Raw genomic sequence first — 23867 nt, 5'->3', positions numbered from 1 at the left:
AGGAGAAGGCCATGTTCACCGGCATTATCGAATCCATCGGCAGCATCCGCGCCATGACCCCCAAGGGCGGCGACGTGCGCCTGCTGGTTGAAACCGGCAAGCTCGACCTCGGCGACGTCAAGCTGGGCGACAGCATCGCCGTCAGCGGCGTGTGCCTGACCGTCGTCGAACTGCCGGGCAACGGCTTTGCCGCCGACGTCAGCCGGGAAACCCTGGACTGCACCGCGATGAACGACCTCAAGGCCGGCAGCCCGGTCAACCTGGAAAAAGCCCTGACCCCGACCACCCGCCTGGGCGGCCACCTGGTCAGTGGCCACGTCGACGGCGTCGGCGAAGTGGTGGCCCGCAGCGAAAATGCGCGTGCCGTGGAATTCCGCATCCGCGCGCCCAAAGAGCTGGCCAAGTACATTGCCCACAAAGGTTCGATCACCGTCGACGGCACCAGCCTGACCGTGAACGCCGTGAATGGCGCCGAATTCGAACTGACCATCATTCCCCACACCCTGAGCGAGACCATCATGGCGTCGTACCAGCCTGGTCGCCGGGTGAACCTGGAAGTCGACTTGCTTGCCCGTTACCTGGAGCGCCTGCTTATGGGCGATAAGGCCGCAGAGCCTGCCGCCGGTAACATCACTGAAAGTTTTCTGGCCGCTAACGGCTACCTGAAATCCTGACCAAGGGGGTGCCCTGTGGCGCTCAATAGCATCGAAGAACTGGTTGAAGACATCCGCCAAGGCAAGATGGTCATCCTGATGGATGACGAAGACCGCGAAAACGAAGGCGATATCATCATGGCCGCCGAGGCCTGCAAGCCTGAGCACATCAACTTCATGGCCAAGCATGCCCGTGGGTTGATCTGCATGCCCATGAGCCGCGAGCGCTGCGAGCTGCTCAAGCTGCCGTTGATGGCGCCGCGCAATGGTTCAGGGTTTGGTACCAAGTTCACCGTATCGATTGAAGCGACCACCGGCGTCACCACCGGCATTTCCGCCGCCGACCGTGCCCGTACCGTGCAAGCCGCTGCCGCCAAGGACGCCAAGGCCGAAGACATCGTCAGCCCCGGCCACATCTTCCCGTTGATGGCTCAACCGGGCGGCACCCTCGCTCGCGCCGGCCACACCGAAGCCGCCTGCGACCTGGCGCGCATGGCCGGTTTCGAGCCCTGCGGCGTGATCTGCGAAGTGATGAACGACGACGGCACCATGGCCCGCCGCGCCGAACTCGAAGCCTTTGCTGCCGAACACAACATCAAGGTCGGCACCATTGCCGACCTGATTCACTACCGGATGATCCACGAACGTACCGTTCAGCGGATTGCCGAGCAGCCACTGGACAGCGAACTGGGCCAATTCAATTTGGTGACCTACCGTGATTCGGTGGAAGGCGACGTGCACATGGCCCTGACCCTGGGCAGCATCTGCGCCGACGAGCCGACCCTCGTGCGCGTGCACAACATGGACCCGTTGCGCGACCTGCTGATGGTCAAGCAACCGGGCCGCTGGAGCCTGCGCGCCGCCATGGCTGCGGTGTCCGAGGCCGGCAGCGGTGTGGTGCTGCTGCTGGGTAACCCGGTGGATGGCGACGTGTTGCTCGCACATATTCGCGAAACCGCCGAGCAGACCCAGGTGAAAACGCCGACCACCTACAGCATCGTCGGCGCCGGTTCGCAGATCCTGCGTGACCTCGGTGTGCGCAAAATGCGCCTGATGAGCGCACCGATGAAATTTAATGCGATATCCGGATTCGATCTGGAAGTTGTAGAATACGTGCCCTCCGAATAAAGGCCGGCGCTTTTTGCCCCTTGTTCGCGGTTAAATCATCACTGAGGGACGCACTTTTCGCGTCCCGGCTCTTTAAGAGATTTGTCGAATGACCCTGAAGACCATCGAAGGTACCTTCATCGCCCCCAAAGGCCGCTATGCCCTGGTGGTTGGCCGCTTCAACAGCTTCGTGGTTGAAAGCCTGGTAAGCGGTGCCGTGGATGCCCTGGTTCGCCACGGTGTGAGCGAGAGCGACATCACTATCATCCGCGCCCCTGGCGCCTTCGAAATTCCACTGGTTGCGCAAAAAGTTGCTCAGCAGGGTGAATACGCGGCGATCATCGCCCTGGGCGCGGTCATTCGTGGCGGTACTCCGCACTTCGAATACGTGGCCGGCGAATGCACCAAAGGCCTGGCCCAGGTGTCCATGGAGTTCGGCGTGCCAGTCGCTTTCGGCGTACTGACCGTGGATTCCATCGAGCAAGCCATCGAGCGTTCCGGCACCAAGGCCGGCAACAAAGGCGCTGAAGCTGCCCTGTCCGCCCTGGAAATGGTCAGCCTGCTGTCGCAGTTGGAGGCCAAGTGATTTCCGACGAGAGCGATTGCTTCAACCCACGCGACGAGCGCCCAGCGGACGCCGGCAAGCCGTCGAAAAGCGAAAAGCGCCGCGCTGCCCGCCAGCTCGCCACCCAGGCGCTGTACCAGCGTCACATGGCTGGTACCTCGCTGAACGAGATCGAAGCGCAGTTTCGCGTCGATAACGACTTCACGTTTGCCGACCAGAGCTACTTCCACGACATCCTGCACGGCGTTCCGGCCAACCTGGCCGAGATCGATGCGGCATTGACGCCGTGCCTGGACCTGACCCTCGAAGAACTGGACCCGGTTGAACTGGCTGTACTGCGCCTGTCCACCTGGGAGCTGCTCAAGCGCGTCGACGTGCCGTACCGCGTGGTGATCAACGAAGGCATCGAACTGGCGAAAGTCTACGGTTCGACCGACGGTCACAAGTTCGTCAACGGCGTGCTCGACAAGCTGGCCCCGCGCCTGCGTGAAGCCGAAGTGAAGGCGTACAAGCGCTAACCTGCGCTTGAGTCCTGAATGGGCGAGTTCGAGCTGATCCACCAGTACTTCGCCGCCGCGCCGTGCGCACAGGGCGGCGAGAGCATTGCCCTGGGGATCGGCGACGACTGTGCCCTGCTGGCGCTCCCCGCCGGGGAGCAACTGGCAATTTCCACCGATACCTTAGTGGCCGGCGTGCACTTTGCCGACCCCTGCGACCCGTTCCTGCTCGGCCAGCGCTCGCTGGCCGTGGCGGTCAGCGACCTGGCCGCCATGGGCGCCCACCCCCTCGCGTTTACCCTCGCACTCACTACGCCGACCGTCGATGCCGATTGGCTGCAACGCTATGCCCAGGGGTTGAACGCCATGGCGCAAAACTGCGGTGTGGGCCTGGTGGGCGGCGACACCACGCGCGGTCCGCTGAGCCTGACCCTGACCGTGTTTGGTCGTGTCCCGGCCGGTCAAGCGTTGACCCGCAGCGGCGCACAGCCGGGCGACCTCTTGTGTGTCGGCGGCGAGTTGGGTAATGCCGCCGGTGCCTTGCCGCTGGTATTGGGGCAGCGCAGCGCCGATGCCGCGATTGCCGACCCGCTGCTGGCCCATTACTGGTCGCCACAACCGCAGTTGGCCTTGGGCCTGGCTCTACGGGGCAAGGCCACATCGGCGATGGATATTTCTGACGGTCTTCTGGCCGATTGCGGGCATATCGCCAAGGCCTCGGCTGTCAGCCTGTTGATCGAGCGCCAGAAGCTGCCGCTGTCCCACGCGTTGCTGGCGTTTGTCGGTGATGACGAGGCGCGGGTCGCCGCATTGAGCGGCGGCGATGACTACGTGCTGGTGTTCACCCTGCCGCCCGTCGAGTTGGCGCCGTTGCTGGCTGACGGTTGGCCGGTGCATGTTATCGGCCAGGTCCAGGCGGGGCAGGGCGTAACGCTGCTTGACGCTCTCGGGCAAGACATCACCCCGGCCATCCGGGGCTATCAACATTTTTGCCCGGCACCTTGAATCGCGTGCTGCGCTACGCTCTATTACGTCGTTCTGGATGCTGGATTTGCAGGAGATCATCGCCATGGATGTACGCCGCTGGCTGCTGATGCTGCTGTGTGCCCTTCCGGCATGGTCCCAGGCGCAGGAGGTGCCGGTGGTGCCCGGCAAGGTCATGCTGGCCAGCGAGGCCTGGGACGACTACACCAATGCCGACGGCAGCGGCCTGGCCTGGGATGTGTTGCGGCACGTCTTCGAACCGGTCGGGATCACCCTGCAAACCCGCATTGAGCCCTATACCCGCTCGGTCGGCCTGGCCCAGCGCGGTGAAGTGGATGGCTGGGTCGGTTCCTACCGCGATGAAGTCAAGGGTGTGCTCTACCCGCACTGGAACTTCGATTCCGACCCCATCTACGCCCTTGGGCTGGCGACCTCGCCGATACCGAGCGCCGCGACGCTGGGGGATTATCGCCTGGCCTGGGTGCGGGGCTACAAGTACGAGGCGTATTTGCCCCATGTGCGCCGTTTCAATCAGATCCAGCGGCGCGATGGTATCTTGCCGATGCTGCAGCACGGTCGTGTCGACTTCTACATTGATGCGCTCACCGAAGCCCGATACATCCTCAGTCAGGCGGATGTCCCGTCCCAGTTCCGACTTACCCACATCATTGACCTGCCGCTCTACGTTGGTTTTGCCGATACCGAGCGTGGGCGGGCATTACGCACCGTGTTTGACCAGCGCATGGCGGTCCTGGTGAAAAGCGGCGAGCTGAAGCCGATTTTCCTGCGCTGGAAACTGCCTTATCCGTTCTGACCTGCATAGAACCGGGACGAAGGCCAATCAAACCGATTGATCTTTATCAGCGATAATTCAGCTTAAGCGTCTGTAGGAACCTGCTGTTACAATGCCCGCCTCTGTGAAATCTGAAATCAGGAGCACACGGTGCCCGTCGTTTTCGTCGCTGCTTCCAAGCTGCCTACCCCTTTTGCCACGTTCACCATGAGCGGCTTTCTCGAAGAAGCCACCGGGCGCGAGCACGTTTTGCTCAGCCTCGGCGATATCGCCGATGGCGCACCGGTTCTCGGTCGCGTGCACTCCGAGTGCCTGACCGGCGATGCGCTGTTCAGCCAGCGCTGTGACTGCGGCTCGCAACTTGAAGCGGCGATGCGCGCCATCGCCCGTGAAGGCCGTGGGGTGCTGTTGTACTTGCGTCAGGAAGGCCGTGGCATTGGCCTGCTGAACAAGATTCGCGCCTACGAGCTGCAAGACGGCGGCGCCGATACCGTCGAGGCCAACGAGCGCCTGGGCTTCGCCGCCGACCAGCGTGACTACGCGATCTGCCTGCCGATGCTGGAGCACCTGGGCGTGAAGTCCCTGCGCCTGATGACCAACAACCCGCGCAAGGTCAAAGCCTTGACCGAGATGGGCATCACAGTGGCCGAGCGCGTACCGCTGCACACCGGGCACAACCCGCACAACAAGCTCTACCTGGCGACCAAGGCCAGCAAGCTCGACCACATGATGGGCAACGAGCATCAAGGCGAGGTCGACCGCGCGTGACCCGTGGCCAGGTGAAACGGCGACTGTCCTTCAACTGGTGGCAGTACCTGGCCCTGGCGCTGCTCCCGCTGTTCGTGATCAACCTGGTGTTTGGCCAGGCCGAGCCCTTGTTGCCGGTGCTGGCCATGCCGTTCTTCATCGCCGGCGTGGCGTCGATGTTTCTCAGCCTGCGCTACTTCAACGGCTATAAACACGCCCTGATCGCCACCTCCAAAGCCCTCGATACCGCTGAAGAACCGGCTGCCTGGATCACCCTGGCGGCCCGTCGGCGCACGGCCTTGATGGTGGCGGCTGTGCCGGCGTGGGTGGGCGCACTGGCGGTGTTCGTCGGCCTGGAGGCGGTGCCGCTTTTCCTGTTGGCGCTGTCGACGACGGTGCTGTTTTACCTCTACCGCATCCCGCGTCAGTTGGGATGATGCGCCGCTGGCTGGCGATTCTGCTGCTGGCATTCAGTGCCCAGGGCCTGGCGGTCGAACGGGTCGTGAGCCTGGCGCCCTCCCTGTCTGAAATCGTGGTTGAGCTGGGTGCTACCGACCTGCTGGTGGGCGTGCTCGATGGCGGTGAGCGGCCAGCGGCGCTGGCGAACGTGCCGTCGGTTGGGCGTTATGGGCAGTTGGACATGGAGCGCCTGCTGAGCCTCAAGCCCGACCTGATCCTGCTCTGGCCCGGCAGCGTCGGCCCCGCCCAGCGCGAGCAACTGCAGCGCCTGAATATCCCGGTGTATGTCGCCGAACCCCATAGCCTTGAACAAATGACCACCCAGGTCCAGGCCATCGCCGAGCAATTGGGCCGTGCCGACGCCGGCCGGCAATTGGCCGCGCACCTGCGCCAGCGCCTGGCGCAGTTGCGTCAGCGTTATCAGCGGGCCGAACCGTTGCGGGTGTTCTACCAGGTGTGGAACCAGCCGCTGTACACCGTGGGCGGCGGCCAGATCATCAGCGACGCGCTGAGCGTGTGCGGTGCGCGCAATGTGTTTGACGACCTGAAGCTGCCCGCGCCGCAGGTCAGCATCGAGTCGGTATTGCAGCGCAATCCTGAGATGATCCTGGTGGGCGATCAGGCTCAGAGGGAAGCCTGGAAGATCTGGCCAGCGATGGCGGCGCGGGTGCGGCTGGTTCCGGATAAAGGCCTGGAACGGCCCAGCGGGCAGATGCTGGAAGCGCTGGCGCGGCTGTGTCAGGTGATCGCTCCGAGCCGTTGAGACCAGTCCAGGCGACAATCAGATTTCAGGTGTCCAGGTCACGCCAAACATCCACGTCCGGCCTTCTTCACGGTAATCGTGATTGTTGACGAATGCCGGATCGTTGTAGCTGTAGCGCGCCCGCGCATAAGACTTGTCCAGCAGGTTGTCGACCTTCAGCGACAGCCCCACTTCCCGCGTCACCGCCCAACTGCCGCGCAGCCCGAGCAACCCATAGCCGCCCAGGCGCTGGGTGTTGGCTTCATCGTCATAGCTGTGGCTGATCGCCTGCCAACTGGCGCCCACGCCCACCTGGTCGAATTGCCGGTCCAGGTCCAGGCTCAACGTACGCCGCGCCCGGCGGGCCAGGGTGTGGCCACTGTCGCGGTCGCGCGGGTCGATGATCGACAGTCCGAGGTTGCCTTGCCAGCCGAACAGGTCCTGCTTGAGCGCCGCCTCAACACCGTTGAGGCGTGCCGACGCCACATTCTGCGGCTTGCCGGTTTGGTCGAGAATGATCGCATCGCTCAAATCGGTGCGGTACAGGGACGCTTCCAGGCGCGTGCTGTCACTCAACTGGCTGCGCCACTGCAGTTCGTAGCTCTTTGATGTTTCGGGCTGCAGGTGGGGGTTGCTGTACTTCGTGTCCGGATAATAGAGGTCGTTGAAGGTCGGCGCGCGGAAGCCTTCGCTGTAGCTCAGCAGCACGTCATTGTCGGGGTTGACCGGCAAGGTCAGGGTGCCGCTCCAGCTGTTCTGCCCGCCGAACTGCTGGTTCTGGTCGTGACGCAGGCCCAGTTCGGTGGAAAACCACGCGCTGTGAAAGCGATGCTGCATAAAGGCGGCGCGGTTCCAGCGGCTGTTTTCGGTAAAGGTGGTGGAGCCGTGGAAGCGGTCTTCGTACCAGTCGCCGCCGAGGATCAGGCTGTTCTGCTCATCCAGCCTCAGGTCGTTCTGCCAGTTGACCGAATCACGGTAGGTGTTGAATACGCTGAAATCCTCGCTGAGGGTGTCGCGCTTGGTGTCGCGGTTCTCGCTGTGGCCCAGCTCCAGGCGCGATTGCCAGTGCTCATTGAGCGTGGCGTCGACATAGCCGCTGGCGCTGCTCACGGCGTAGTCGGTGTAGGGTTTCTGGCTAACGGTTTGCCCGGTGGCGGCGTCGTAGCGGCCGAAGCTGTTGTCGTACTCCGATTTGCCGCGGTTATCCAACAGATTGAAGCCCACCTCCAGTTCATCGCTGAAGGAGTGGCTGAGGTTCAGGCTCACGGACTGGTTGCGATAAGCATCATGGTCACCGTCGCTGGGGAACGACTGGCGGGTTGAGTTGATGCCGGCAGTGTCATCCAGGCTCGCGCTCAGGTTGAAGCGCGTCTGTTTGTCACCGCCCGAAAGGCCAAGGCTGCGCTCCCAGGTGTTGTGGCTGCCGAACCCGAGTTTCACGCGCGGTTGCACGCCTTGCTCGGCATTGCGCCGGGTGAATACCTGGATCACGCCGCCAATCGCGTCGCTGCCGTAGATCACCGAGCGCGAGCCGCGCAGCACTTCCACCCGCTCAATCTGGTCGACGTTGAGGTATTGCAGGCCGCTGTCGCCGGAGGTGGTGTTGGCGATGCGCTGGCCGTCTACCAGCACCAGGCTTTGGGCGGACTTGGTGCCCCGCAGGTAGATGCCCGGCAAACTGCCACGGCCACCGGAGGGTGCGACTTGTACGCCAGGCACACGGCTGAGCAGGTCGGTGAGGCTGGTGGGTTGCAGGCGGTCGATGTCGTCGCGGGTGAACACGGTGTTGGCGGCGCTGCTGTCGTTGCGTGCCTGGACCTGACGGTTGGCGCTGATGACGACGTCGGGGAGTTTCAGGGCGTTGTCGCGGGTGTCGGCGAGCAATTCAGGGGAGGGCAAAAGAAGCGGCAAGGCAAGGTACAGGTGTTTCATGGGCTGTCCATAGCGTTTGAAGATGGCACAATCAAATGTGGGAGGGGGCTTGCCCCCGATTGCAGTGTGTCAGTCTCAGTAGCTGTAACTGATCCACCGCTATCGGGGGCAAGCCCCCTCCCACATTTTGGTTCCGGTTTCTACAGGGCCAGCAGCGCCAGGCGCTCGCGCACCGAAGCCTCGATCCCTGCTTCATCCAGCCCGCACTCAGCCAGCATCTGCGCCGGCTTGGCATGTTCGACGTAGGTATCCGGCAAGCCCAGGTGCAGCACCGACCTGAGGATGTTTTCCCGCGCCAGGAACTCACTGACCGCCGCACCGGCACCGCCCATGATGGCGTTCTCCTCGACGGTCACCAGCAGCTCATGACTGCCGGCGATGTCGCGCACCAGGGCTTCATCCAGCGGCTTGACGAAGCGCATGTCGACCACGGTGGCGTCGATCTTCTCGGCCACCTTGAGCGCTTCGGCCAATTGCACGCCAAACACCAGGAACGCGGTCCTGCTGCCCTGGCGACGCACAATGCCCTTGCCGATTTCGATCGGCTCCAGGTCCTTCTCGATCAGCGCGTTGGGGCCGTTGCCCCGTGGGTAACGCACGGCGGCCGGGCCGTTATACAGGTGGCCGGTGCTGAGCATCTTGCGCAGTTCGTTTTCGTCGCTCGGCGTCATCACCAGCATGCCGGGGATGCAGCGCAAGTAGGACAGGTCGAAGCTGCCCGCGTGAGTCGGGCCGTCTTCGCCGACTAGACCGGCGCGGTCGATGGCAAACAGCACGTCGAGGTTCTGCACGGCGACGTCATGCACCAACTGGTCATAACCGCGCTGCAGGAACGTTGAGTAGATTGCCACCACCGGCTTGGCGCCTTCGCAGGCCATACCGGCCGCGAACGTGACAGCGTGCTGCTCGGCAATGGCCACGTCGAAATAGCGCAGCGGGAAACGCTCGCTGAACGCCACCAGGTCGGAGCCTTCCTTCATCGCCGGGGTAATGCCCACCAGGCGTGGGTCGACGGCGGCCATGTCACACAGCCATTCGCCGAACACACCGGAGTACTTCGGCCCGCTGGCTTTTTTCGGCGCAGCGGCGGGGGCGTCCAGGGGTTCCAGCTTGGTGATCGCGTGGTAGCCGATCGGGTCGACTTCCGCCGGGGCGAAGCCTTTGCCTTTCTTGGTGACGATGTGCAGGAACTGCGGGCCCTTGAGGTCGCGCATGTTGCGCAGCGTTGCAATCAGGGTCGGCAGGTCATGGCCGTCGATGGGGCCGATGTAGTTCCAGCCCAGCTCTTCGAACAGCGTGCCGGGGACCAGCATGCCCTTGGCATATTCTTCGGTACGCCGGGCAATTTCCCAGGCGCCGGGCAGACGCGAGAGCACCTTCTTGCTGCCTTCGCGCATGCTGGCATAGGTGCGGCTGGAGAGAATCTTGGCCAGGTAATTGGACAGGCCGCCGACATTGCGCGAGATCGACATGTCGTTGTCGTTGAGGATCACCAGCATGTTGGCGTTCACTTCCGGCGCATGGTTCAGCGCTTCGAAGGCCATGCCGGCAGTCAGCGCGCCATCACCGATCACGGCGATTGCCTTGCGGTCGCTGCCTTGCAGCCGGGCGGCAATCGCCATGCCCAGCGCTGCGCTGATCGAGGTGCTGGAGTGGCCAACGCCAAAGGTGTCGTACTCGCTTTCGGCGCGGCGCGGGAAGGCGGCAACGCCGTCCTTCTGGCGCAGCGTGCCCATGCGCTCGCGGCGGCCCGTGAGGATCTTGTGCGGATACGCCTGATGGCCCACGTCCCACACCAGCCGGTCATCCGGGGTGTCGAACACGTAGTGCAACGCGATGGTCAGCTCGATGACGCCCAGGCCGGCACCGAAATGCCCACCGGTCTGGCCGACCGTGTAGAGCAATTCCAGGCGCAACTCATCGGCCAGGGTTTCCAGCTCGGCTTCACCCAGACGACGCAGGCCGTCCGGCGTGGCAGCACGGTCGAGCAGGGGCGTGGACGGGCGCTTGCGGGGAATCTCTTGAAACGTCGTGGGCATCAGGCGAATCGTTATAGGTATAGAAGAGGCGGCAGTTTACCTCAAGCATCGCAAACTGCCCACGCAGAGCGCCGAACTTGGCCGATATGCGGTTGCAATGGCCGCCGTAATCAGTGGCGGCGTTCGACGATATACCGCGCCAGGTCACGCAGTGGCTCGGCCGCCGCGTCGAAAGGTCGCAGGGCGTCCAGCGCCTGGTCGCGTAGTTCCACGGCGTAGGCCTTGGCGGCTTGCAGCCCGAGCAGCGCAGGATAAGTCGGTTTGTCCCGTGCGATATCGGCGCCCTGGCGTTTGCCCAGGGTGGCGGTATCGCTTTCCACGTCGAGAATGTCGTCCTGCACCTGAAACGCCAGGCCAATGGCCCGGGAATAGGTCTGCAGCGCCGCCAATTGCGTGGCTTCGGCATGTCCGCTGGCCAGGGCGCCCAAGTGCACGGCGGCTTCGATCAGTGCGCCGGTCTTGTGGCGGTGCATGTGCTCAAGGGCTTTTTGATCCAGCTTGACGCTGACTGAACCCATGTCGATCGCCTGCCCGCCCACCATGCCCGCAGGGCCGGCAGCCAGGGCCAGTGCGGTGACCATGCGCAGGCGGATCTCGGCGTTGACGCTGCTCAGGCGTGGGTCCAGCAACGCGCTGAACGCCAGGCTCTGCAAGCCATCACCGGCGAGGATCGCATAGGCTTCATCAAAGGCTTTATGGGTGGTGGGCTGGCCGCGACGCAGATCGTCATCGTCCATCGCCGGCAAATCGTCGTGTACCAGGGAATAGGCGTGAATCAGCTCGACCGCACAGGCGGCACCGTTGGCCTGTTCGGCCGGCGCGCCCAGCGCTTCACAGGCCGCATACGCCAGCAACGGGCGCACGCGCTTGCCGCCATTCATCACGCTGTAGCGCATGGCTTCATACAGACGCTTCATTTCCGGGCTTGGCGCAACAAACAAGGGCTCCAGCGCCGCATTCACCCGGGCTTGGCTACTGGCCTGATACGCGTCGATCATTCCGGCTGTTCCGCGTCGAAAGGTTCTTCGGCCAACTCTCCGTCACGCTCCAGCAATACCTGGACCTTCTGCTCCGCCTGCGCCAACGCGCTCTGGCAGTCACGGGTCAGGCCGATGCCTTGCTCAAACGCCGTCAGCGAGTCCTCCAGCGACAACTCGCCGTTCTCCAGACGCTCGACCAATGTTTGCAGGTCGGCGAGGGATTGTTCGAAATCGAGTGCAACTTTTTTGCGGGCCATGGCGGCTATTCCGGTAGACGGTAAACCGGCGCGACACTAGCAGACATGGGGATTCTGGGCAAATGAGTGGGGCGTCACTCGCCCCCTGTATTGACCTGATAACGCGTGCTGCGGCCGCCTCCGAGGAGACGGACCAGGCAGTTTTTTTCCAGCACGTCCGCCAGGTGTCGCGTCGCTGTCGCCTTGGATACCTGCTCCACGCTGCGTAACAGGGTTTTAAGGAACCACTCGAGTTGGACGCTCGGTTGAATAACGAAAGCCTGCTTTTCAGGGCAGGCTTATCGCGAATCTCGGCTGGCTTACTTCTGGTGAGCCGTCAGCGCCGCATATCCATTCATCAAGTTGCGATAGTTGGGAATGCGCTGGGACAACAGATTGCCCAGGCCTTCGATATCGTTGCGCCAGTCGCGGTGCAGCTCACAGGCTACCGAGAACCAATTCATCAACTGTGCACCGGCCTGGGTCATCCGGCTCCACGCCGCCTGCTGCACCGTGGTGTTGAACGTGCCGGAGGCATCGGTCACCACAAACACCTCGAACCCTTCCGCCAGTGCCGACAAGGTCGGGAACGCTACGCATACATCCGTGACCACGCCGGCGATGATGATCTGCTTGCGGCCGGTGGCTTTGATTGCCTTGACGAAGTCTTCGTTGTCCCAGGCATTGATCTGGCCGGGGCGGGCGATGTACGGCGCGTCCGGGAACATCTCTTTCAACTCCGGTACCAGCGGGCCGTTGGGGCCTTGTTCGAAGCTGGTGGTGAGGATGGTCGGCAGGTTGAAGAACTTGGCCAGGTCGGCCAGGGCCAGCACGTTGTTCTTGAACTCGTTGGGCGAGAAGTCCTGCACCAGGGAAATCAGGCCGGTCTGGTGGTCGACCAGCAGGACTACGGCGTCGTCTTTGTTCAAGCGGTTGTAGGTTGGAGTGCTCATGGTTGAATCCTTTTTTGTTCAGGTTGGTTGGGCGTTGCGTTCAACATGGGCACAGATTAATGGGTGGATGCTGGGGGATAAATCGGCTGGAATGGGTAATACCGTCAACTCAAAGGCGACAATTCATGGATTGTCAGTAGGACTGATCCTTTTAGCGGTCGGGAAAGTAAGTCAAAAAATCTCACGCGTGAGCTATTGAGTGTGGCAAAAAATGCCTGTAGATTTTCTCACGCGTGAGTTTTTCACAGCGAGGTCAGTACCATGGAAAGCAGCTCTCCATCGAGTCCGCCTAAAGGGCCCGATACCGATTCAGCAAGCCTCAAGGGAGAGCGCTTGAAGCCGTCCGCCAAAAAGCCATCGAGCTTTTACATGAAGCAGATGCGTGCAGGCCTGGCGGCCGCCGGCTACGTGAAACACGAGACTTGGGTGCTTCCCGAAAACCGAAGCCTGCTCAAGCAGATGGAGAAACAGCTTCGCCAGCCGATTCTGGCTGGCTCATTCATGTCGGAGAATTTCATGAGCGCAGGTACCAACTGGAATATCGATCGCCTCTTCACCGCTCTTCAGGCCCTGGACGACGTGGTGTCCAAGGACATTACGCTTTCTCTGGTTCAAGGCTCCGAGTCCAGCATCAAGCTGGAAATGAACGACTTCGGTGGCCTGCCGATTTACATCGCGGTGGTGGGCGAGCAGATCATCGTTGACACCGTGCTGGTCGATGTCGAGTCCATCAACGATGTCGCTAAATTCAATGACGCGGTGTTGCGCAGCCGGGAAATGTTCCCGCTGTCCTCCATCGGCATCGAGTCCATGCCTAACGGGCAAGTGGTCTACAACATGTTCGGTGCATTGAGCTCCGACTCCAGCCTGACCAATATCGTCACCGAGGTGAAAACCCTGGTCGACAACGTGCAGCGCGCCAGCGAAGCCTTCGAACGTTTCTTCAATTAAGTATTCGGGAGTATCCAATGACTCAGTCCATCTGGAGCAAATTGTTCACCGCGCTGCGTGGCGGTGCCAACGAAGTCGGCGAATCGATCGTCGATCAACAGGCCCTGCGCATCCTCGATCAGGAAATCCGCGATGCCGACACCGCGCTGGCCAACGCCAAGCGTGAGCTGGTGAGCATCATGGCCAAGCACAAATTGGCGACTGATCGCGTCAATGAGTACGACGCCAAGATCAAGGACCTGGAGTCCAAGGCGGTGGCTGCCCTGCAGGCCAATCGTGAAGACCTCGCCCTGGAAGTGGCCGAAGCCATTTCGAGCCTGACCAACGAGCGGGATGTCGAGCATAAGCAAGCCACCGAGTTCGGTGGCTATGCGGAAGGCATGCGCAAGGACATCACCAAGGCCGAAAGCCGGATCAAAAGCCTGCGCCAGCAAGTGGACATGGCCAAGGCGCGCGACAGCGTACAGAAGGCCCAGGTCAGCGCCTCCATCGCCAGCGGCGGTGCCAACGGCAAGCTGGAAACCGCCGTCGGTACGCTGAATCGCTTGCAGGCCAAGCAGCAGCAACGCGCCGCTGAACTGCAAGCCCAGGATGAACTGGCAGATGCATCGACCGGGACCGACCTGGAGCGCAAGCTGCGCGACGCCGGCATCACGCCGAACGAAGGCAGCGCCAATGCGATTCTGGAGCGTTTGAAGCAAAAATCGGCCGAGTAAGCAACGTCGCCGCAGGAAGGGCAGTGTCTGCCCTTCTTTTTTTACGTCGAGGTCAGGATGGGCGCCCTGAAGGGTTTCAAGACAATCGCAGGCCTGGCGCTGTTCATGGTCGCGCTGCAACTGCTCAATGTAGCGACCGGTTACAGCCTGATGACGTTCGGCCTGATCCCGAGAACGCTGCAGGGGCTGCCGGGCATCCTCACCTCACCGTTTTTGCACGGCTCGTTCGCCCACCTGAGCGCGAACCTGGTTGCCTTTTTGATCCTGGGCACCCTGGTGATTATCGAAGGGCTCAATCGGTTTGTGACCGTCAGCGCGATCATCATCCTGCTGGGCGGTTCGCTGGTCTGGCTGTTCGGTTTTGCGGGTGTGCACGTGGGGGCCAGCGGCTGGGTGTTCGGGTTGTGGGCCTACCTGTTGTCTCGCGCCTGGTTCCGCAGGAGCTGGAGCAACCTGATCACTGCCGGTGTGGTGGCGGTACTGTATGGCGGACTGGTCCTTGGCTTCCTGCCTCGCCAAGGCGTTTCCTTCGAAGGGCATCTGTTTGGTGCCTTCGCCGGATTTATTGCCGCCAAGGTACTTCTCTCTCAACCACGCAGCAGGTTTAATGCCGGCTGAACGCACTTGAGCACCCAGGGAGTCAGGGACGCAATGCCGATTTTTCTTTTGTTGCGCAGGTACGCCGCTTCCCTCTTTCACCGCTTCGGCTGGGCAGGCCTGGTCATCGCCTTGGGGGTACACCTGAGCACGGCTTATCTGGGCCTGGTGGTTCTGGGCGAACAACACCTCACCGCGCCCGCCACGTTCGTTTACTTCTATCTCACCACCACGCTGACCGTCGGCTATGGCGATCTATCGCCGCAGACCTCTTTGGGACGCTTGTTCGTGGCGACCTGGGTCATGCTCGGAGGCATTGCGCTGCTGACGGCAGCCATCGGCAAAACCACCAGCACTGTCATCGATGCATGGAGAAAAGGCATGAAGGGCAAAGGCGATTTCACCGGCAAAATCGGCCATACCGTGCTCATTGGCTGGGAGGGCGCGTCCAGTGAACGGGTCATCGAGTTGTTGCTGCAAGACGAAACCTCGAACGACAACCTGATCGTCATCTGCGATTGCACCCTCGAAGAAAACCCGATGCCGGGCAAGGCGGCCTTTATCCGGGGGGAGAGCTTGTCCTCCACAGCGCTGTTGCTGCGTGCCGGTGTGCCCGGTGCCGAGCGTGTGCTGGTGCGAACCCCGTCTGACGATCTGACGCTGGCCACCGTGCTGGCGGTGAATCAATTGAATCCGGTCGGGCATGTGGTCGCCCACTTCAATGCAAGTGAGATCGCCGCACTGGCCAGTTCCTACGCCCCCAGCCTGGAATGCACCTCAAGCATGGCTATCGAAATGCTGGTGCGCGCCTCTCAGGACCCGGGCTCGTCGGTGGTCATTAATGAGCTACTGTGCGTGGGGCAGGGGGCCACCCAATACTTGATGAGATTGCCCGAGGCGTTTGAAGCCACGTTCGGCGATCTGTACACCCAGATGAAAGAACGCCACAACGCCACCCTCATCGGCTATCGCGCCAAAGGTGCCCCGCAACCGTCGATCAACCCGCCCAGTGCCACGCGCGTTGAAGGCGGCGAGCTCTTCTACATTGCCTCCACCCGCCTCAAGGAAATCTCCAATGGGATGGTTTAAACAGTTGATGGGGCTTGAGGCCCCGCAAGCGAATACACACTCGAAAGGCGCCGCCGAACCGCTGCCGACCACCGGGCCGCTTGGCCTGGCGCCGGGCAAAGGCGTGATATTCGACACGACCCTGAAGTTGTTGCTCGAAGGGAAGACCACGGTGGTTATCCCCGGCTCCCAGGAAATCTGGAGTAACGGCACCGTTGACCTCGGGCAGTCGACCTGGCTGTCGCGCTACTACATGAACGACGAAGATTACTGGCTGCAGGTGCACACCACGGGCGACATCGCCGGGCAGGTCGAGTCTGTGATCCTGTTCAACTACCTGAGCTACGTCACTATCAGCAGCGAAGCTGAATTGCGCCGGCTGGCGGGGCCGCAGAGTCCGATCGGGTTGCCGACCTACACCCATAATGGCGTCGAATACGCGCGCGTGTGGGGCAGCGAGGCTGGCCAGACAGAATTGGTGGCCATGAGCGAGCAGGTGATAAACCCCGAGGACTCCTACAGCGTCGAACACCGCTCGATGCTATATGCCCGTGACACCGGCCTGACCGATCGACGGGAGTTTCTGTTGTTCTCTGTCGAAGAAGACGCTGAAGGCACTGTCAGCCTGAGCACCTCCCTGGGCATTTCACTGTACACAACCGACCTGAATGCGCTCTAAAAAAGGAAGAAATCCATGCTAGAAGCTCTCTCCATCTCCCTGAACAAAGCCGCCGTGCTCGGGTTTGTCACCTACATCCTGGGGGCTGCCGTGCTGTTTGCGCTGTTCCAGTTCATCTACACCCGCGTCACCCCGCACAAGGAATTCGAGCTGATCCGGGCGGGCAACGTTTCCGCAGCGGTCGCCCTGGGCGGTGCCATCGTCGGTTTCGCCATTCCGGCCAGCAACGTGATTGCCTATTCGATCAGCATCCTCGACTTCGTCGTCTGGGCGGTGATCGCAGCCGTCGTCCAACTGTTGGCGTTTCTGCTCACCAGTCTCGTGCTCAAGGGCACTTCCGAGCGCATCAAGAGAGGCGAGCTCGCAGCGGGCATCTATGTGGCGGCGGTGGCCATCAGCGTCGGCATGTTGAATGCCGCCTGCATGACACCTACCCAGAACTGATTGCGCACGGAGCTCCCGATGAAACGAAGCAAGTACGTCCAGCTTTCGCTGGCAGCGTCGGTCGCCATGGCGATATCCGGTTGTGGGCCGACGGAAAAAACCTACGATTTGCAGAAGAAGTACAACTTCCAGTCGGTGCAGCAATGCGCCGATGAAAAACTGCCGGTGGACGTCTGTTCGGACGCCTACATGACGGCCCTGGCCGAGCATCGCCGCATCGCCCCGGTATACGCCAGCCAGGCCGATTGCGATGCCGACTTTGTCGCCGGCTGGTGCCAGCTGGACTCCAATGGCCAGTTCATTCCCAAGCTGGGCGGTTTCGAACTGACCGCCGAAGGCCAGGTGACACAATCCCAGGTAGACGCGGCCAACGCCCAGGCGGGCAACGCTCAGGCAAGCGGCGGCTCCGGCTTCTCCACTAGCAGCCTGCTGACCGGTCTGCTGATCGGCAACATGCTGAGCAGCAATCGCAACAGCTACCGCTCTGAGCCGGTGTACCGCTATCGCGATGATCGCGGTGAGTACGGCAACTCGACGCTCAACCAGCGCGTCTCCAATGGCGCGACGTTTGGCCGCTCGAATCAAGCCCGGTACGGCAGCAGCAATTACACCAACACGCTGCGCACCTCCAGCCAGTCGAGCTCCGTGGCGTCGGCCACCTCCCGTGGCGGCTTCGGCAGCAAGGCCAGCGCACGCAGCGGCTGGGGCGGTGGCGGGTCGAGCAGTTAAGGAACCGGGCCATGAAGAAAATCCATTGCGCAGAGCGTCATGACTGGAAACAGACGGCTGAAAACCTCGGCTTTCTGTTCCATACCATCGACAACGAACCCTACTGGGACGAGCGCGCGTATTACCAGTTCACGCTCAAGCAAATCGAGCACGACCTCGAAGACCCGACCACCGAGATCCATGACATGTGCATGGACCTCGTCGCCCGCGTGGTCCAGAGCGAAGAACTGCTCGAACGCCTGAGCATCCCCGCGCCCTTCTTCGACATGATCAAAACCTCATGGCTCGAAGGCCACCCGCACCTGTACGGGCGCATGGACTTCTCCTACAACGGCACCGGCCCCGCCAAGCTGCTGGAACTCAACTACGACACACCGACCAGCCTCTACGAGGCCGCGGCGTTCCAATGGGGCTGGCTCGAGCAATGCATCGAACGCGGCCTGCTGCCCAAGCATGCCGACCAGTTCAACAGCATCGACACCAAACTGCACCAGGCCTTCGCCCAACTGCAGATCAACCAGCCGTTCTACTTCGCCTCGATGAAAGACTCGGTCGAAGACAAAGGCACCACCGACTACCTGCGCCTCGTCGCGGAAAAAGTCGGCATCGAATCACGCCACATCGACATCGAAGACATCGGCCTGACCAGCGAAGGCCGCTTCGTCGACCTCCAGGACCGCTGGATTCCCCACCTGTTCAAACTGCACGCCTGGGAATTCATCTTCCACGAACCCTTCGGCGCCGCGATTGCCGAGAGCGACACCCAGTTTTTCGAGCCTGCGTGGAAATCCATCATTTCCAACAAAGGCATCCTGCCGCTGCTGTGGGAATTCAACAAAGGCCACCCGAATCTGCTCGCGGCCCACCTGGATACCGAATCGGGTAAAGCTGTGCCGAAGGGCTGGGTGCGCAAGCCATTCTTCTCGCGGGAAGGGGCGAATATCGAGCTGCAAACGGCCGATGGGCTGATTGTTAAGGAGGACGGGCCCTATACGGATGCGCCGTTTATTCTCCAGGAGTTTGCGCCGTTGCCGCGGTTTGGGGACAGCTACACGTTGATTGGGTCTTGGGTGATTGGGGACCAGGCGGCGGGGATTGGGGTGCGGGAGGATAATAGTTTGATTACCAAGGATTCGAGCCGGTTTTTGCCGCATTTGATATTGGATTGAGGCGGGAGCTTAAAGGGCCAGCAGGGCTGGTCCCTTTCATTTGCAGGACGTTTCCGAGAGAATTCCAACTGCATTGCGCCAGCGGGAATGGATGACTAGGCTGCGGATCGTCACTGCCTATTCAGTGATCGGGTTTAGTCGCCCTTACCTCGCTAGGCGCACGCGCCATCTCAAAGACAGGTGTCTTCTCATCTGCACTTTATGGTGGCTGTGCGCAGGGCACCCTCGGGTGCGCCGGTGCCTAGCGGCCGGTCGACTAACCTGCGTACAGCCGCCACCTCTGATTGTTTAGTCGCGAAAGGACGGTGGTAATCACTTACTGCTAGAGGTTTTTGCTATGGATAACGTTATTTCGGATTCACAGTCTTCGCGTGCAACCAATCCATTTGTCGTAAATGAAGAGTTGAGCTTTGAGGATGCCTGGGTGCGTGTGGCTGAGTTGCTGCAGTGTGCGGTGGCGACTTCGCAAGTTCTTGGGGAGCCGGTGGCTGCACCGCAGAGGGCGGTGATGCATCTGGTGGAGATGGCGAAGATGGTGGCGGATCGGGCTGTGGAGTGCATGCGGCCCGCATAAGGCGACTGAGAGAAGGGCAGGATATGACAGCCCGCTTTTGATTACTCAATTGTCCAACAGCTTTTGGACAATTGAGTCGCGATACTTATCAGGCATTAAAAAGCCGGCTTGTGGCCGGCTTCTCGCTGACTGCCTCAGCTTGTTTTTGACAAACCTCAGCAGTCTTCAAATCGCTCAGCCCACATTGCGTCGGGCTGAATAGTAGGGGCATCTGCGGGAAATCCTCCGCATCGCCGAACAGGGTGGATAGCGCAACGCAACCCCCTGCCAAATGTGCGGCGCATGATACCCACATTCACTTCAGTTGCCCACCTCCGGATCCGATTTAGAGCCTTCCCAGCCCAATAAATGCTCATCCAGCGGCACCGGCGGCCTACGGTTATTCAACGTGGACCACCAGAACACCCACCCCACAATCTGGAAGTTCTGCTCAAACCGTTGCTCGTGGGTCAGGTATTCGTCCGGATGTTCACCGGCATTGTGGCTGCGCATGCGCAAGCCACCTCCAGGGCGGTTGTAGAGGTATTTGATGCGGAGCATTCCGTCGTGTTCGACCGCGTAGATTTCGCCGTCGATGATTTGGGTGCGGCCTTTGTCGATGGCGAGGGTGGCGCCTTGTTGGATGATGTCGATCATGCTGTTGTCGACCATGTAGGCGCCCAGCGCGCGGTCGGGGTTGACGTTGAGGGTTTCGAGGGTGTGCAGGGAGACGCGGATGCGTTCGGTTGAGGTGAAGGTGGGGTGGAGGGGGATTTCCACGTCGATTTTTTCCGGGCGGCAGGCGGGGCCTGTGAGGTATTTGCCAGTTTCTTCGCGGGCGGGGAGTCCTTTCCTGGTGCCGGGGCCTTCCAGCAGGAAGTTGGCCGGTGGGTGTTTGGGGCCTTCGCCGGTGCGTAGCCAACGGCTGGAGATGCACAGCAGTTCTGCGATCTCGTTGAGTCGGCCCATGGGTACACCGCGTTTGAACCAGTTGTTCACGTGTTGAGGCGTGACACCACGGTTCTTGGCGAAGTCGGAGGCGGAAAGATGAACTTCCCGTAATAGCGCTTTTAAGCGATCACCTGATGTATTCATAAACGCAGAGTTTACTGGCCGAGAAAACACATCAAATAAACCATGCGTTGAGTTAGGCCTGTAGGTTTTTGCTTAGTTGTGGCTTATTACTTCGGAATTCACAGATGATTAAACTAAGTTTATAAGATGTTGAACTTGTCGTTTAATTTTTCCCACAAAAAAAGCCCCAAGTAATCGGGGCTTTTTCAATTGCCGAGGCAATGAGTAGCCAGTATCAGCCTTTGTAGGCAGCGACCGACTTCATGATTTCGGCGCGGGCGGCGTCTGCGTTGCCCCAACCGTCGATCTTCACCCATTTGCCTTTTTCGAGGTCTTTGTAGTTCTCGAAGAAGTGCTTGATCTGTTCCAGCAGCAGTGGCGGCAGGTCGGTGTATTCCTTCACGTCCACGTACAGCTGGGACAGCTTGTCGTGTGGCACGGCGATCACTTTGGCATCGCCACCGCCGTCGTCGGTCATGTGCAGGATGCCGACCGGGCGAGCGCGGATGACAGAGCCTGGGGTAACCGGGTAAGGGGTTACGACCAGCACGTCGAGGGGGTCACCGTCGTCGGCCAGGGTGTTCGGGATAAAACCGTAGTTGGCCGGGTAGAACATCGGGGTGGCCATGAAACGGTCAACGAACAGGCAGTCGCTGTCTTTGTCGATTTCGTATTTGATCGGCGCGTGGTTGGCCGGAATCTCGATGGCGACGTAGATGTCGTTCGGCAGGTCTTTGCCAGCCGGAATCTTGCTGTAGCTCATTGGGCGTTGCCCCCGTAGTTGGCCATATGACATGGCCGGATTGGCCTAAAAGTGGCGGCGATTATAGGCATATTCTGACGGCGATGCCATGCGCCAGACGTCGTACGGTCATTCGCCTTGTGGCTGATAACGCGGGTCGTGCGCTTGCAGTTGGGTCAGGCGGGCCAAGGGATCCTGGCGGTAAAAGCGGCTGAGTTGGGCGTACACCTGTGGATAACTATTGACGAGTAAATCCGGGGCGCTGAAAAAATATTCGCTGGTGACCGCAAAGAACTCCGCCGGGTTTTCCGCCGCGTACGGGTCTATCTCCGTCTCGGCGTCGGGGTTGGCGTCCAGCTGGCGATTGAGGTCGTCATAAGCACCCTGCATCACGCTGGCCCACTCCTGCACGCGCATGTCGTGGTGCAGTGGCGGCAGGCCATTGGCGTCGCCGTTGAGCATGTCGAGTTTGTGGGCCAGTTCGTGGATCACCAGATTGTAGCCTTCCCACTGACCGCTGGCCAGTACGCCGGGCCAGGCAAGAATCACCGGGCCTTGCTGCCAGGCTTCGCCGCTGTGTTCGCCGTCCCACTCGTGTTCGATGCCGCTGCTGTCGCGATGGCGCTGGGGGCTGAGGAAGTCGTCGGGGTACAGCACGATTTCATGGAAACCCTGGTACCAGTCGAGGTCGCCCAGGTTCATCAGCGGCAGTTGCGCCTGGGCGGCGAGCAGCAGGCGTTGTTCCTGGTGCAGCTCGACGCCGGGCAGGGCGGTGAGGTGTTTTTCGGCGAGGAACACCACGCAGGCTTCGCGCAGCCACTGGTCCTGCTCGGCACTGATGCCGTCGAGGAAGGTCAGGTGATGGCGCACCCGCTGCCAGGTGTCATCGGCAATCGGGTGCTTGGCCAGCAGGCGTCGGCGCCGCCAGGCGCTGAGGGACCACATGCCGGGTTACTGCGATTTGGCTTCTGAAGACGTGCGACCAAAGCGGCTGCGGAACACGCCAATGATCATCGGCACCAGCGACAGCAGGATGATGAACACCACCAGCAGCGAAAGGTTTTTCTTGATAAATGGCACGTTGCCGAAGAAGTAGCCCAGGGTCACCAGGCCGCCGACCCAGAGAATGGTGCCCAGCACGCTGAAACCGAAGAAGCGTGCATAGGGCATTTTCGCGATGCCGGCAACGAACGGCGCAAAGGTGCGCAGGATCGGCAGGAAACGCGCGAGGGTCACGGTTTTGCCGCCGTGCCTGTCGTAGAAATCGTGGGTCTTTTGCAGGTAGTCGCGGCGGAAGATTTTCGAGTTCGGGTTGCTGAACAGGCGTTCTCCCGCCGTTCGCCCGATCACATAATTGGTACTGTCGCCGAGGATTGCCGCCAGCATCAGCAGCCCGCCCAGCAATACCGGGTCCATGCCACCGCCTGCTGCCACGGCGCCGGCGATAAACAGCAACGAATCACCTGGTAGGAACGGCATGACCACCAGGCCGGTTTCGCAAAAGATGACCAGGAACAGAATGGCGTATATCCACGGACCATAATTGGTTACCAGCATGTCGAGGTACACGTCGAGATGCAGGATAAGGTCGAGCGGGTTGAAATCCATGGATGGCACCTGTGTGAACGGCCCGACTCGGCAGGCCTGTGCGGAAGCTCGGGTAATAAGGCTACACGTGTATGTAGTGTTTCTTACAACCCTGAAAGGTCCGCATTATACGGATTGAGAGGTGAAAAGCGTGTTGGTTTTGTAGCGGGGGATGTCGCGGGGGACGGTCCACAGATCGCCAGAAAGGCACTGTGGGAGCGAGTTTGCTCGCGAAAGCATTCGGTCAGTTATAAATAGTCTGACTGAACAGCCGCCATCGGGGTAGCCCCCTCCCACAAGGTGTCCATGGTGTCAGGGCGTCAGTCTTCGCTGATCGGCAAGGTGTAGTTCTTGAACTCGGTGTCTTCACGAAACCCGATGGACTCGTACGTCTTCTGCGCCACCTGGTTATCACTGCTGGTCGATACCCGCAGCCGCACTGCGTGGGTTTCCTTGGCCATTTTCTTCGCCGTGCGCATCAGGTTATCCGCCACCAGTTGCCGGCGCGCGTCTTCGGCCACATAGATGTCGTTGAGGATCCACACGCGTTTAAGCGACAGCGAGGAAAAGCTCGGGTAAAGCTGGCAAAACCCGAGCACGCGTTTGTCGTCGTCATCGGCTAGGGCCAGGTAGATCACCGACTCCTTGCGGCGCAGGCGCTTTTCCAGGAAGGCCCGTGACGAATCCGGAAAGGGCAGGGCCCCGTAGAACTCGCGGTACTTGACGAACAACGGGGTCAACAGGTCCAGGTGTTCCAGGGTCGCTTGAGTAATCCGCATGCCAGGCCTCAACTTCCAAATGGGGTATGACCACACGAGCGGCCGTGACTTGATGCTGCCTAAAGGCGCGAAAAAGCGCAATCGTGCCGGGA

Annotated in this window: 29 protein-coding genes and 1 pseudogene; 19 read left to right on the top strand and 11 right to left on the bottom strand. The window is 61.0% G+C overall.

The features are described 5' to 3' along the window. Positions 1-11 precede the first annotated feature (11 nt). The 9 genes from V3W40_RS21980 (at position 12) to V3W40_RS21940 (ending at position 6568) form a co-directional block, all read left to right on the top strand. Positions 12-674: a riboflavin synthase gene (locus tag V3W40_RS21980; protein WP_065946586.1), complete on the top strand. Its 663-nt coding sequence runs from the start codon at positions 12-14 to the stop codon at positions 672-674. Between the two features lie 15 nt (positions 675-689). After that, positions 690-1781, top strand: a complete 1092-nt coding sequence (ribBA, locus tag V3W40_RS21975; RefSeq protein WP_065924907.1) for a bifunctional 3,4-dihydroxy-2-butanone-4-phosphate synthase/GTP cyclohydrolase II — start codon at positions 690-692, stop codon at positions 1779-1781. Positions 1782-1869: 88 nt separating this feature from the next. After that, entirely contained in the window at positions 1870-2346 is a 477-nt protein-coding gene (gene ribH / locus V3W40_RS21970) for a 6,7-dimethyl-8-ribityllumazine synthase (protein WP_003176356.1), read from the top strand. Then, entirely contained in the window at positions 2343-2843 is a 501-nt protein-coding gene (gene nusB, locus V3W40_RS21965) for a transcription antitermination factor NusB (protein ID WP_027605194.1), read from the top strand. The genes ribH and nusB overlap by 4 nt, the downstream gene beginning before the upstream one ends. A gap of 18 nt (positions 2844-2861) precedes the next feature. Then, positions 2862-3827 carry a thiamine-phosphate kinase gene (gene thiL / locus V3W40_RS21960; protein ID WP_330215643.1) on the top strand — a complete coding sequence of 322 codons (966 nt, stop codon included), beginning with the start codon at positions 2862-2864 and terminating at the stop codon, positions 3825-3827. A gap of 64 nt (positions 3828-3891) precedes the next feature. After that, positions 3892-4620 carry a substrate-binding periplasmic protein gene (locus tag V3W40_RS21955; RefSeq protein ID WP_330215642.1) on the top strand — a complete coding sequence of 243 codons (729 nt, stop codon included), beginning with the start codon at positions 3892-3894 and terminating at the stop codon, positions 4618-4620. A 129-nt stretch (positions 4621-4749) separates the two neighbouring features. Further along, on the top strand, positions 4750-5367 hold the full coding sequence (ribA, locus tag V3W40_RS21950; RefSeq protein ID WP_330215641.1) for a GTP cyclohydrolase II: 618 nt from the start codon (positions 4750-4752) through the stop codon (positions 5365-5367). Further along, entirely contained in the window at positions 5364-5783 is a 420-nt protein-coding gene (locus V3W40_RS21945; protein WP_074847745.1) for an MFS transporter, read from the top strand. Before ribA ends, V3W40_RS21945 begins: the two co-directional genes overlap by 4 nt. After that, positions 5780-6568 (top strand): cobalamin-binding protein, encoded by a 789-nt coding sequence (locus V3W40_RS21940; protein ID WP_065924903.1) that lies wholly within the window; start codon positions 5780-5782, stop codon positions 6566-6568. The genes V3W40_RS21945 and V3W40_RS21940 overlap by 4 nt, the downstream gene beginning before the upstream one ends. A gap of 18 nt (positions 6569-6586) precedes the next feature. Here V3W40_RS21940 and V3W40_RS21935 read toward each other — a convergent pair whose 3' ends face one another. From V3W40_RS21935 to ycaC, 6 genes and pseudogenes are all read right to left on the bottom strand, one after another. After that, positions 6587-8479, bottom strand: coding sequence for a TonB-dependent receptor domain-containing protein (locus V3W40_RS21935; protein ID WP_330215640.1), 1893 nt, complete (start codon positions 8477-8479; stop codon positions 6587-6589). Positions 8480-8619: 140 nt separating this feature from the next. Then, positions 8620-10518 (bottom strand): 1-deoxy-D-xylulose-5-phosphate synthase, encoded by a 1899-nt coding sequence (dxs, locus tag V3W40_RS21930; protein ID WP_027605201.1) that lies wholly within the window; start codon positions 10516-10518, stop codon positions 8620-8622. Between the two features lie 110 nt (positions 10519-10628). Beyond that, complete coding sequence (ispA, locus tag V3W40_RS21925; protein WP_065924900.1) at positions 10629-11516, bottom strand: (2E,6E)-farnesyl diphosphate synthase; 888 nt, start codon at positions 11514-11516, stop codon at positions 10629-10631. Next, entirely contained in the window at positions 11513-11755 is a 243-nt protein-coding gene (locus V3W40_RS21920) for an exodeoxyribonuclease VII small subunit (protein ID WP_003176346.1), read from the bottom strand. Before V3W40_RS21920 ends, ispA begins: the two co-directional genes overlap by 4 nt. A 74-nt stretch (positions 11756-11829) precedes the next feature. After that, positions 11830-11961, bottom strand: a pseudogene (locus V3W40_RS21915) (DUF4172 domain-containing protein); the annotation flags it as partial. A gap of 93 nt (positions 11962-12054) precedes the next feature. Then, entirely contained in the window at positions 12055-12687 is a 633-nt protein-coding gene (gene ycaC / locus V3W40_RS21910) for an isochorismate family cysteine hydrolase YcaC (RefSeq protein WP_027605204.1), read from the bottom strand. Here ycaC and V3W40_RS21905 point away from each other — a divergent pair. The 10 genes from V3W40_RS21905 (at position 12686) to V3W40_RS21860 (ending at position 19614) form a co-directional block, all read left to right on the top strand. Next, entirely contained in the window at positions 12686-12886 is a 201-nt protein-coding gene (locus tag V3W40_RS21905) for a hypothetical protein (protein WP_137211982.1), read from the top strand. The two genes, ycaC and V3W40_RS21905, sit on opposite strands and share 2 nt — an antisense overlap. A gap of 170 nt (positions 12887-13056) precedes the next feature. Continuing rightward, positions 13057-13638, top strand: a complete 582-nt coding sequence (locus V3W40_RS21900; protein WP_027605205.1) for a YjfI family protein — start codon at positions 13057-13059, stop codon at positions 13636-13638. 17 nt (positions 13639-13655) lie between these two features. After that, positions 13656-14354 (top strand): PspA/IM30 family protein, encoded by a 699-nt coding sequence (locus V3W40_RS21895; RefSeq protein WP_053138203.1) that lies wholly within the window; start codon positions 13656-13658, stop codon positions 14352-14354. A gap of 57 nt (positions 14355-14411) precedes the next feature. Next, entirely contained in the window at positions 14412-14972 is a 561-nt protein-coding gene (locus tag V3W40_RS21890) for a rhomboid family intramembrane serine protease (protein WP_330215639.1), read from the top strand. 33 nt (positions 14973-15005) lie between these two features. Continuing rightward, the gene (locus V3W40_RS21885) at positions 15006-16040 is read left to right on the top strand and encodes an ion channel (RefSeq protein WP_065924897.1); all 1035 of its coding nucleotides are present in this window, start codon (positions 15006-15008) and stop codon (positions 16038-16040) included. After that, complete coding sequence (locus V3W40_RS21880) at positions 16027-16698, top strand: DUF2491 family protein (protein ID WP_065924896.1); 672 nt, start codon at positions 16027-16029, stop codon at positions 16696-16698. Before V3W40_RS21885 ends, V3W40_RS21880 begins: the two co-directional genes overlap by 14 nt. A 15-nt stretch (positions 16699-16713) precedes the next feature. Further along, positions 16714-17142: a DUF350 domain-containing protein gene (locus V3W40_RS21875; protein ID WP_027605210.1), complete on the top strand. Its 429-nt coding sequence runs from the start codon at positions 16714-16716 to the stop codon at positions 17140-17142. Positions 17143-17160: 18 nt separating this feature from the next. Next, complete coding sequence (locus V3W40_RS21870; RefSeq protein ID WP_065924895.1) at positions 17161-17871, top strand: DUF1190 domain-containing protein; 711 nt, start codon at positions 17161-17163, stop codon at positions 17869-17871. An 11-nt stretch (positions 17872-17882) separates the two neighbouring features. After that, entirely contained in the window at positions 17883-19040 is a 1158-nt protein-coding gene (locus V3W40_RS21865; RefSeq protein ID WP_137211986.1) for a glutathionylspermidine synthase family protein, read from the top strand. Positions 19041-19377: 337 nt separating this feature from the next. Continuing rightward, positions 19378-19614, top strand: a complete 237-nt coding sequence (locus tag V3W40_RS21860; protein ID WP_065924893.1) for a hypothetical protein — start codon at positions 19378-19380, stop codon at positions 19612-19614. Between the two features lie 300 nt (positions 19615-19914). Here V3W40_RS21860 and V3W40_RS21855 read toward each other — a convergent pair whose 3' ends face one another. The 5 genes from V3W40_RS21855 to V3W40_RS21835 all read right to left on the bottom strand — a co-directional run bounded on the left by V3W40_RS21855 (position 19915) and on the right by V3W40_RS21835 (position 23775). After that, on the bottom strand, positions 19915-20688 hold the full coding sequence (locus V3W40_RS21855; RefSeq protein ID WP_027605213.1) for a LexA family transcriptional regulator: 774 nt from the start codon (positions 20686-20688) through the stop codon (positions 19915-19917). A 214-nt stretch (positions 20689-20902) separates the two neighbouring features. Next, positions 20903-21430 carry an inorganic diphosphatase gene (gene ppa / locus V3W40_RS21850; RefSeq protein WP_065924892.1) on the bottom strand — a complete coding sequence of 176 codons (528 nt, stop codon included), beginning with the start codon at positions 21428-21430 and terminating at the stop codon, positions 20903-20905. 108 nt (positions 21431-21538) lie between these two features. Further along, positions 21539-22354 carry a zinc-dependent peptidase gene (locus tag V3W40_RS21845; RefSeq protein WP_065924891.1) on the bottom strand — a complete coding sequence of 272 codons (816 nt, stop codon included), beginning with the start codon at positions 22352-22354 and terminating at the stop codon, positions 21539-21541. A gap of 6 nt (positions 22355-22360) precedes the next feature. Next, positions 22361-23017 (bottom strand): DedA family protein, encoded by a 657-nt coding sequence (locus V3W40_RS21840; protein WP_027605215.1) that lies wholly within the window; start codon positions 23015-23017, stop codon positions 22361-22363. A gap of 299 nt (positions 23018-23316) precedes the next feature. Next, positions 23317-23775, bottom strand: a complete 459-nt coding sequence (locus V3W40_RS21835) for a GNAT family N-acetyltransferase (RefSeq protein ID WP_027605216.1) — start codon at positions 23773-23775, stop codon at positions 23317-23319. Positions 23776-23867 lie beyond the last annotated feature (92 nt).

Source organism: Pseudomonas sp. AM8 (assembly GCF_036346475.1).
Lineage (GTDB): Bacteria > Pseudomonadota > Gammaproteobacteria > Pseudomonadales > Pseudomonadaceae > Aquipseudomonas > Aquipseudomonas marginalis.
This window is presented reverse-complemented; position numbering and strand designations above follow the sequence as displayed.

Excerpts from the sequence above, each read along its gene's own strand:
- V3W40_RS21980 (WP_065946586.1), top strand. The coding sequence starts at position 12 with ATGTTCACCGGCATTATCGAATCCATCGGCAGCATCCGCGCCATGACC.
- ribH (WP_003176356.1), top strand. The coding sequence starts at position 1,870 with ATGACCCTGAAGACCATCGAAGGTACCTTCATCGCCCCCAAAGGCCGC.
- thiL (WP_330215643.1), top strand. The coding sequence starts at position 2,862 with ATGGGCGAGTTCGAGCTGATCCACCAGTACTTCGCCGCCGCGCCGTGC.
- V3W40_RS21955 (WP_330215642.1), top strand. The coding sequence starts at position 3,892 with ATGGATGTACGCCGCTGGCTGCTGATGCTGCTGTGTGCCCTTCCGGCA.
- V3W40_RS21940 (WP_065924903.1), top strand. The coding sequence starts at position 5,780 with ATGATGCGCCGCTGGCTGGCGATTCTGCTGCTGGCATTCAGTGCCCAG.
- V3W40_RS21935 (WP_330215640.1), bottom strand. The coding sequence starts at position 8,479 with ATGAAACACCTGTACCTTGCCTTGCCGCTTCTTTTGCCCTCCCCTGAA.
- dxs (WP_027605201.1), bottom strand. The coding sequence starts at position 10,518 with ATGCCCACGACGTTTCAAGAGATTCCCCGCAAGCGCCCGTCCACGCCC.
- ispA (WP_065924900.1), bottom strand. The coding sequence starts at position 11,516 with ATGATCGACGCGTATCAGGCCAGTAGCCAAGCCCGGGTGAATGCGGCG.
- V3W40_RS21920 (WP_003176346.1), bottom strand. The coding sequence starts at position 11,755 with ATGGCCCGCAAAAAAGTTGCACTCGATTTCGAACAATCCCTCGCCGAC.
- V3W40_RS21905 (WP_137211982.1), top strand. The coding sequence starts at position 12,686 with ATGGTTGAATCCTTTTTTGTTCAGGTTGGTTGGGCGTTGCGTTCAACA.
- ycaC (WP_027605204.1), bottom strand. The coding sequence starts at position 12,687 with ATGAGCACTCCAACCTACAACCGCTTGAACAAAGACGACGCCGTAGTC.
- V3W40_RS21900 (WP_027605205.1), top strand. The coding sequence starts at position 13,057 with ATGAAGCAGATGCGTGCAGGCCTGGCGGCCGCCGGCTACGTGAAACAC.
- V3W40_RS21895 (WP_053138203.1), top strand. The coding sequence starts at position 13,656 with ATGACTCAGTCCATCTGGAGCAAATTGTTCACCGCGCTGCGTGGCGGT.
- V3W40_RS21890 (WP_330215639.1), top strand. The coding sequence starts at position 14,412 with ATGGGCGCCCTGAAGGGTTTCAAGACAATCGCAGGCCTGGCGCTGTTC.
- V3W40_RS21885 (WP_065924897.1), top strand. The coding sequence starts at position 15,006 with ATGCCGATTTTTCTTTTGTTGCGCAGGTACGCCGCTTCCCTCTTTCAC.
- V3W40_RS21880 (WP_065924896.1), top strand. The coding sequence starts at position 16,027 with ATGGGATGGTTTAAACAGTTGATGGGGCTTGAGGCCCCGCAAGCGAAT.
- V3W40_RS21875 (WP_027605210.1), top strand. The coding sequence starts at position 16,714 with ATGCTAGAAGCTCTCTCCATCTCCCTGAACAAAGCCGCCGTGCTCGGG.
- V3W40_RS21870 (WP_065924895.1), top strand. The coding sequence starts at position 17,161 with ATGAAACGAAGCAAGTACGTCCAGCTTTCGCTGGCAGCGTCGGTCGCC.
- V3W40_RS21865 (WP_137211986.1), top strand. The coding sequence starts at position 17,883 with ATGAAGAAAATCCATTGCGCAGAGCGTCATGACTGGAAACAGACGGCT.
- V3W40_RS21860 (WP_065924893.1), top strand. The coding sequence starts at position 19,378 with ATGGATAACGTTATTTCGGATTCACAGTCTTCGCGTGCAACCAATCCA.
- V3W40_RS21855 (WP_027605213.1), bottom strand. The coding sequence starts at position 20,688 with ATGAATACATCAGGTGATCGCTTAAAAGCGCTATTACGGGAAGTTCAT.
- ppa (WP_065924892.1), bottom strand. The coding sequence starts at position 21,430 with ATGAGCTACAGCAAGATTCCGGCTGGCAAAGACCTGCCGAACGACATC.
- V3W40_RS21845 (WP_065924891.1), bottom strand. The coding sequence starts at position 22,354 with ATGTGGTCCCTCAGCGCCTGGCGGCGCCGACGCCTGCTGGCCAAGCAC.
- V3W40_RS21840 (WP_027605215.1), bottom strand. The coding sequence starts at position 23,017 with ATGGATTTCAACCCGCTCGACCTTATCCTGCATCTCGACGTGTACCTC.
- V3W40_RS21835 (WP_027605216.1), bottom strand. The coding sequence starts at position 23,775 with ATGCGGATTACTCAAGCGACCCTGGAACACCTGGACCTGTTGACCCCG.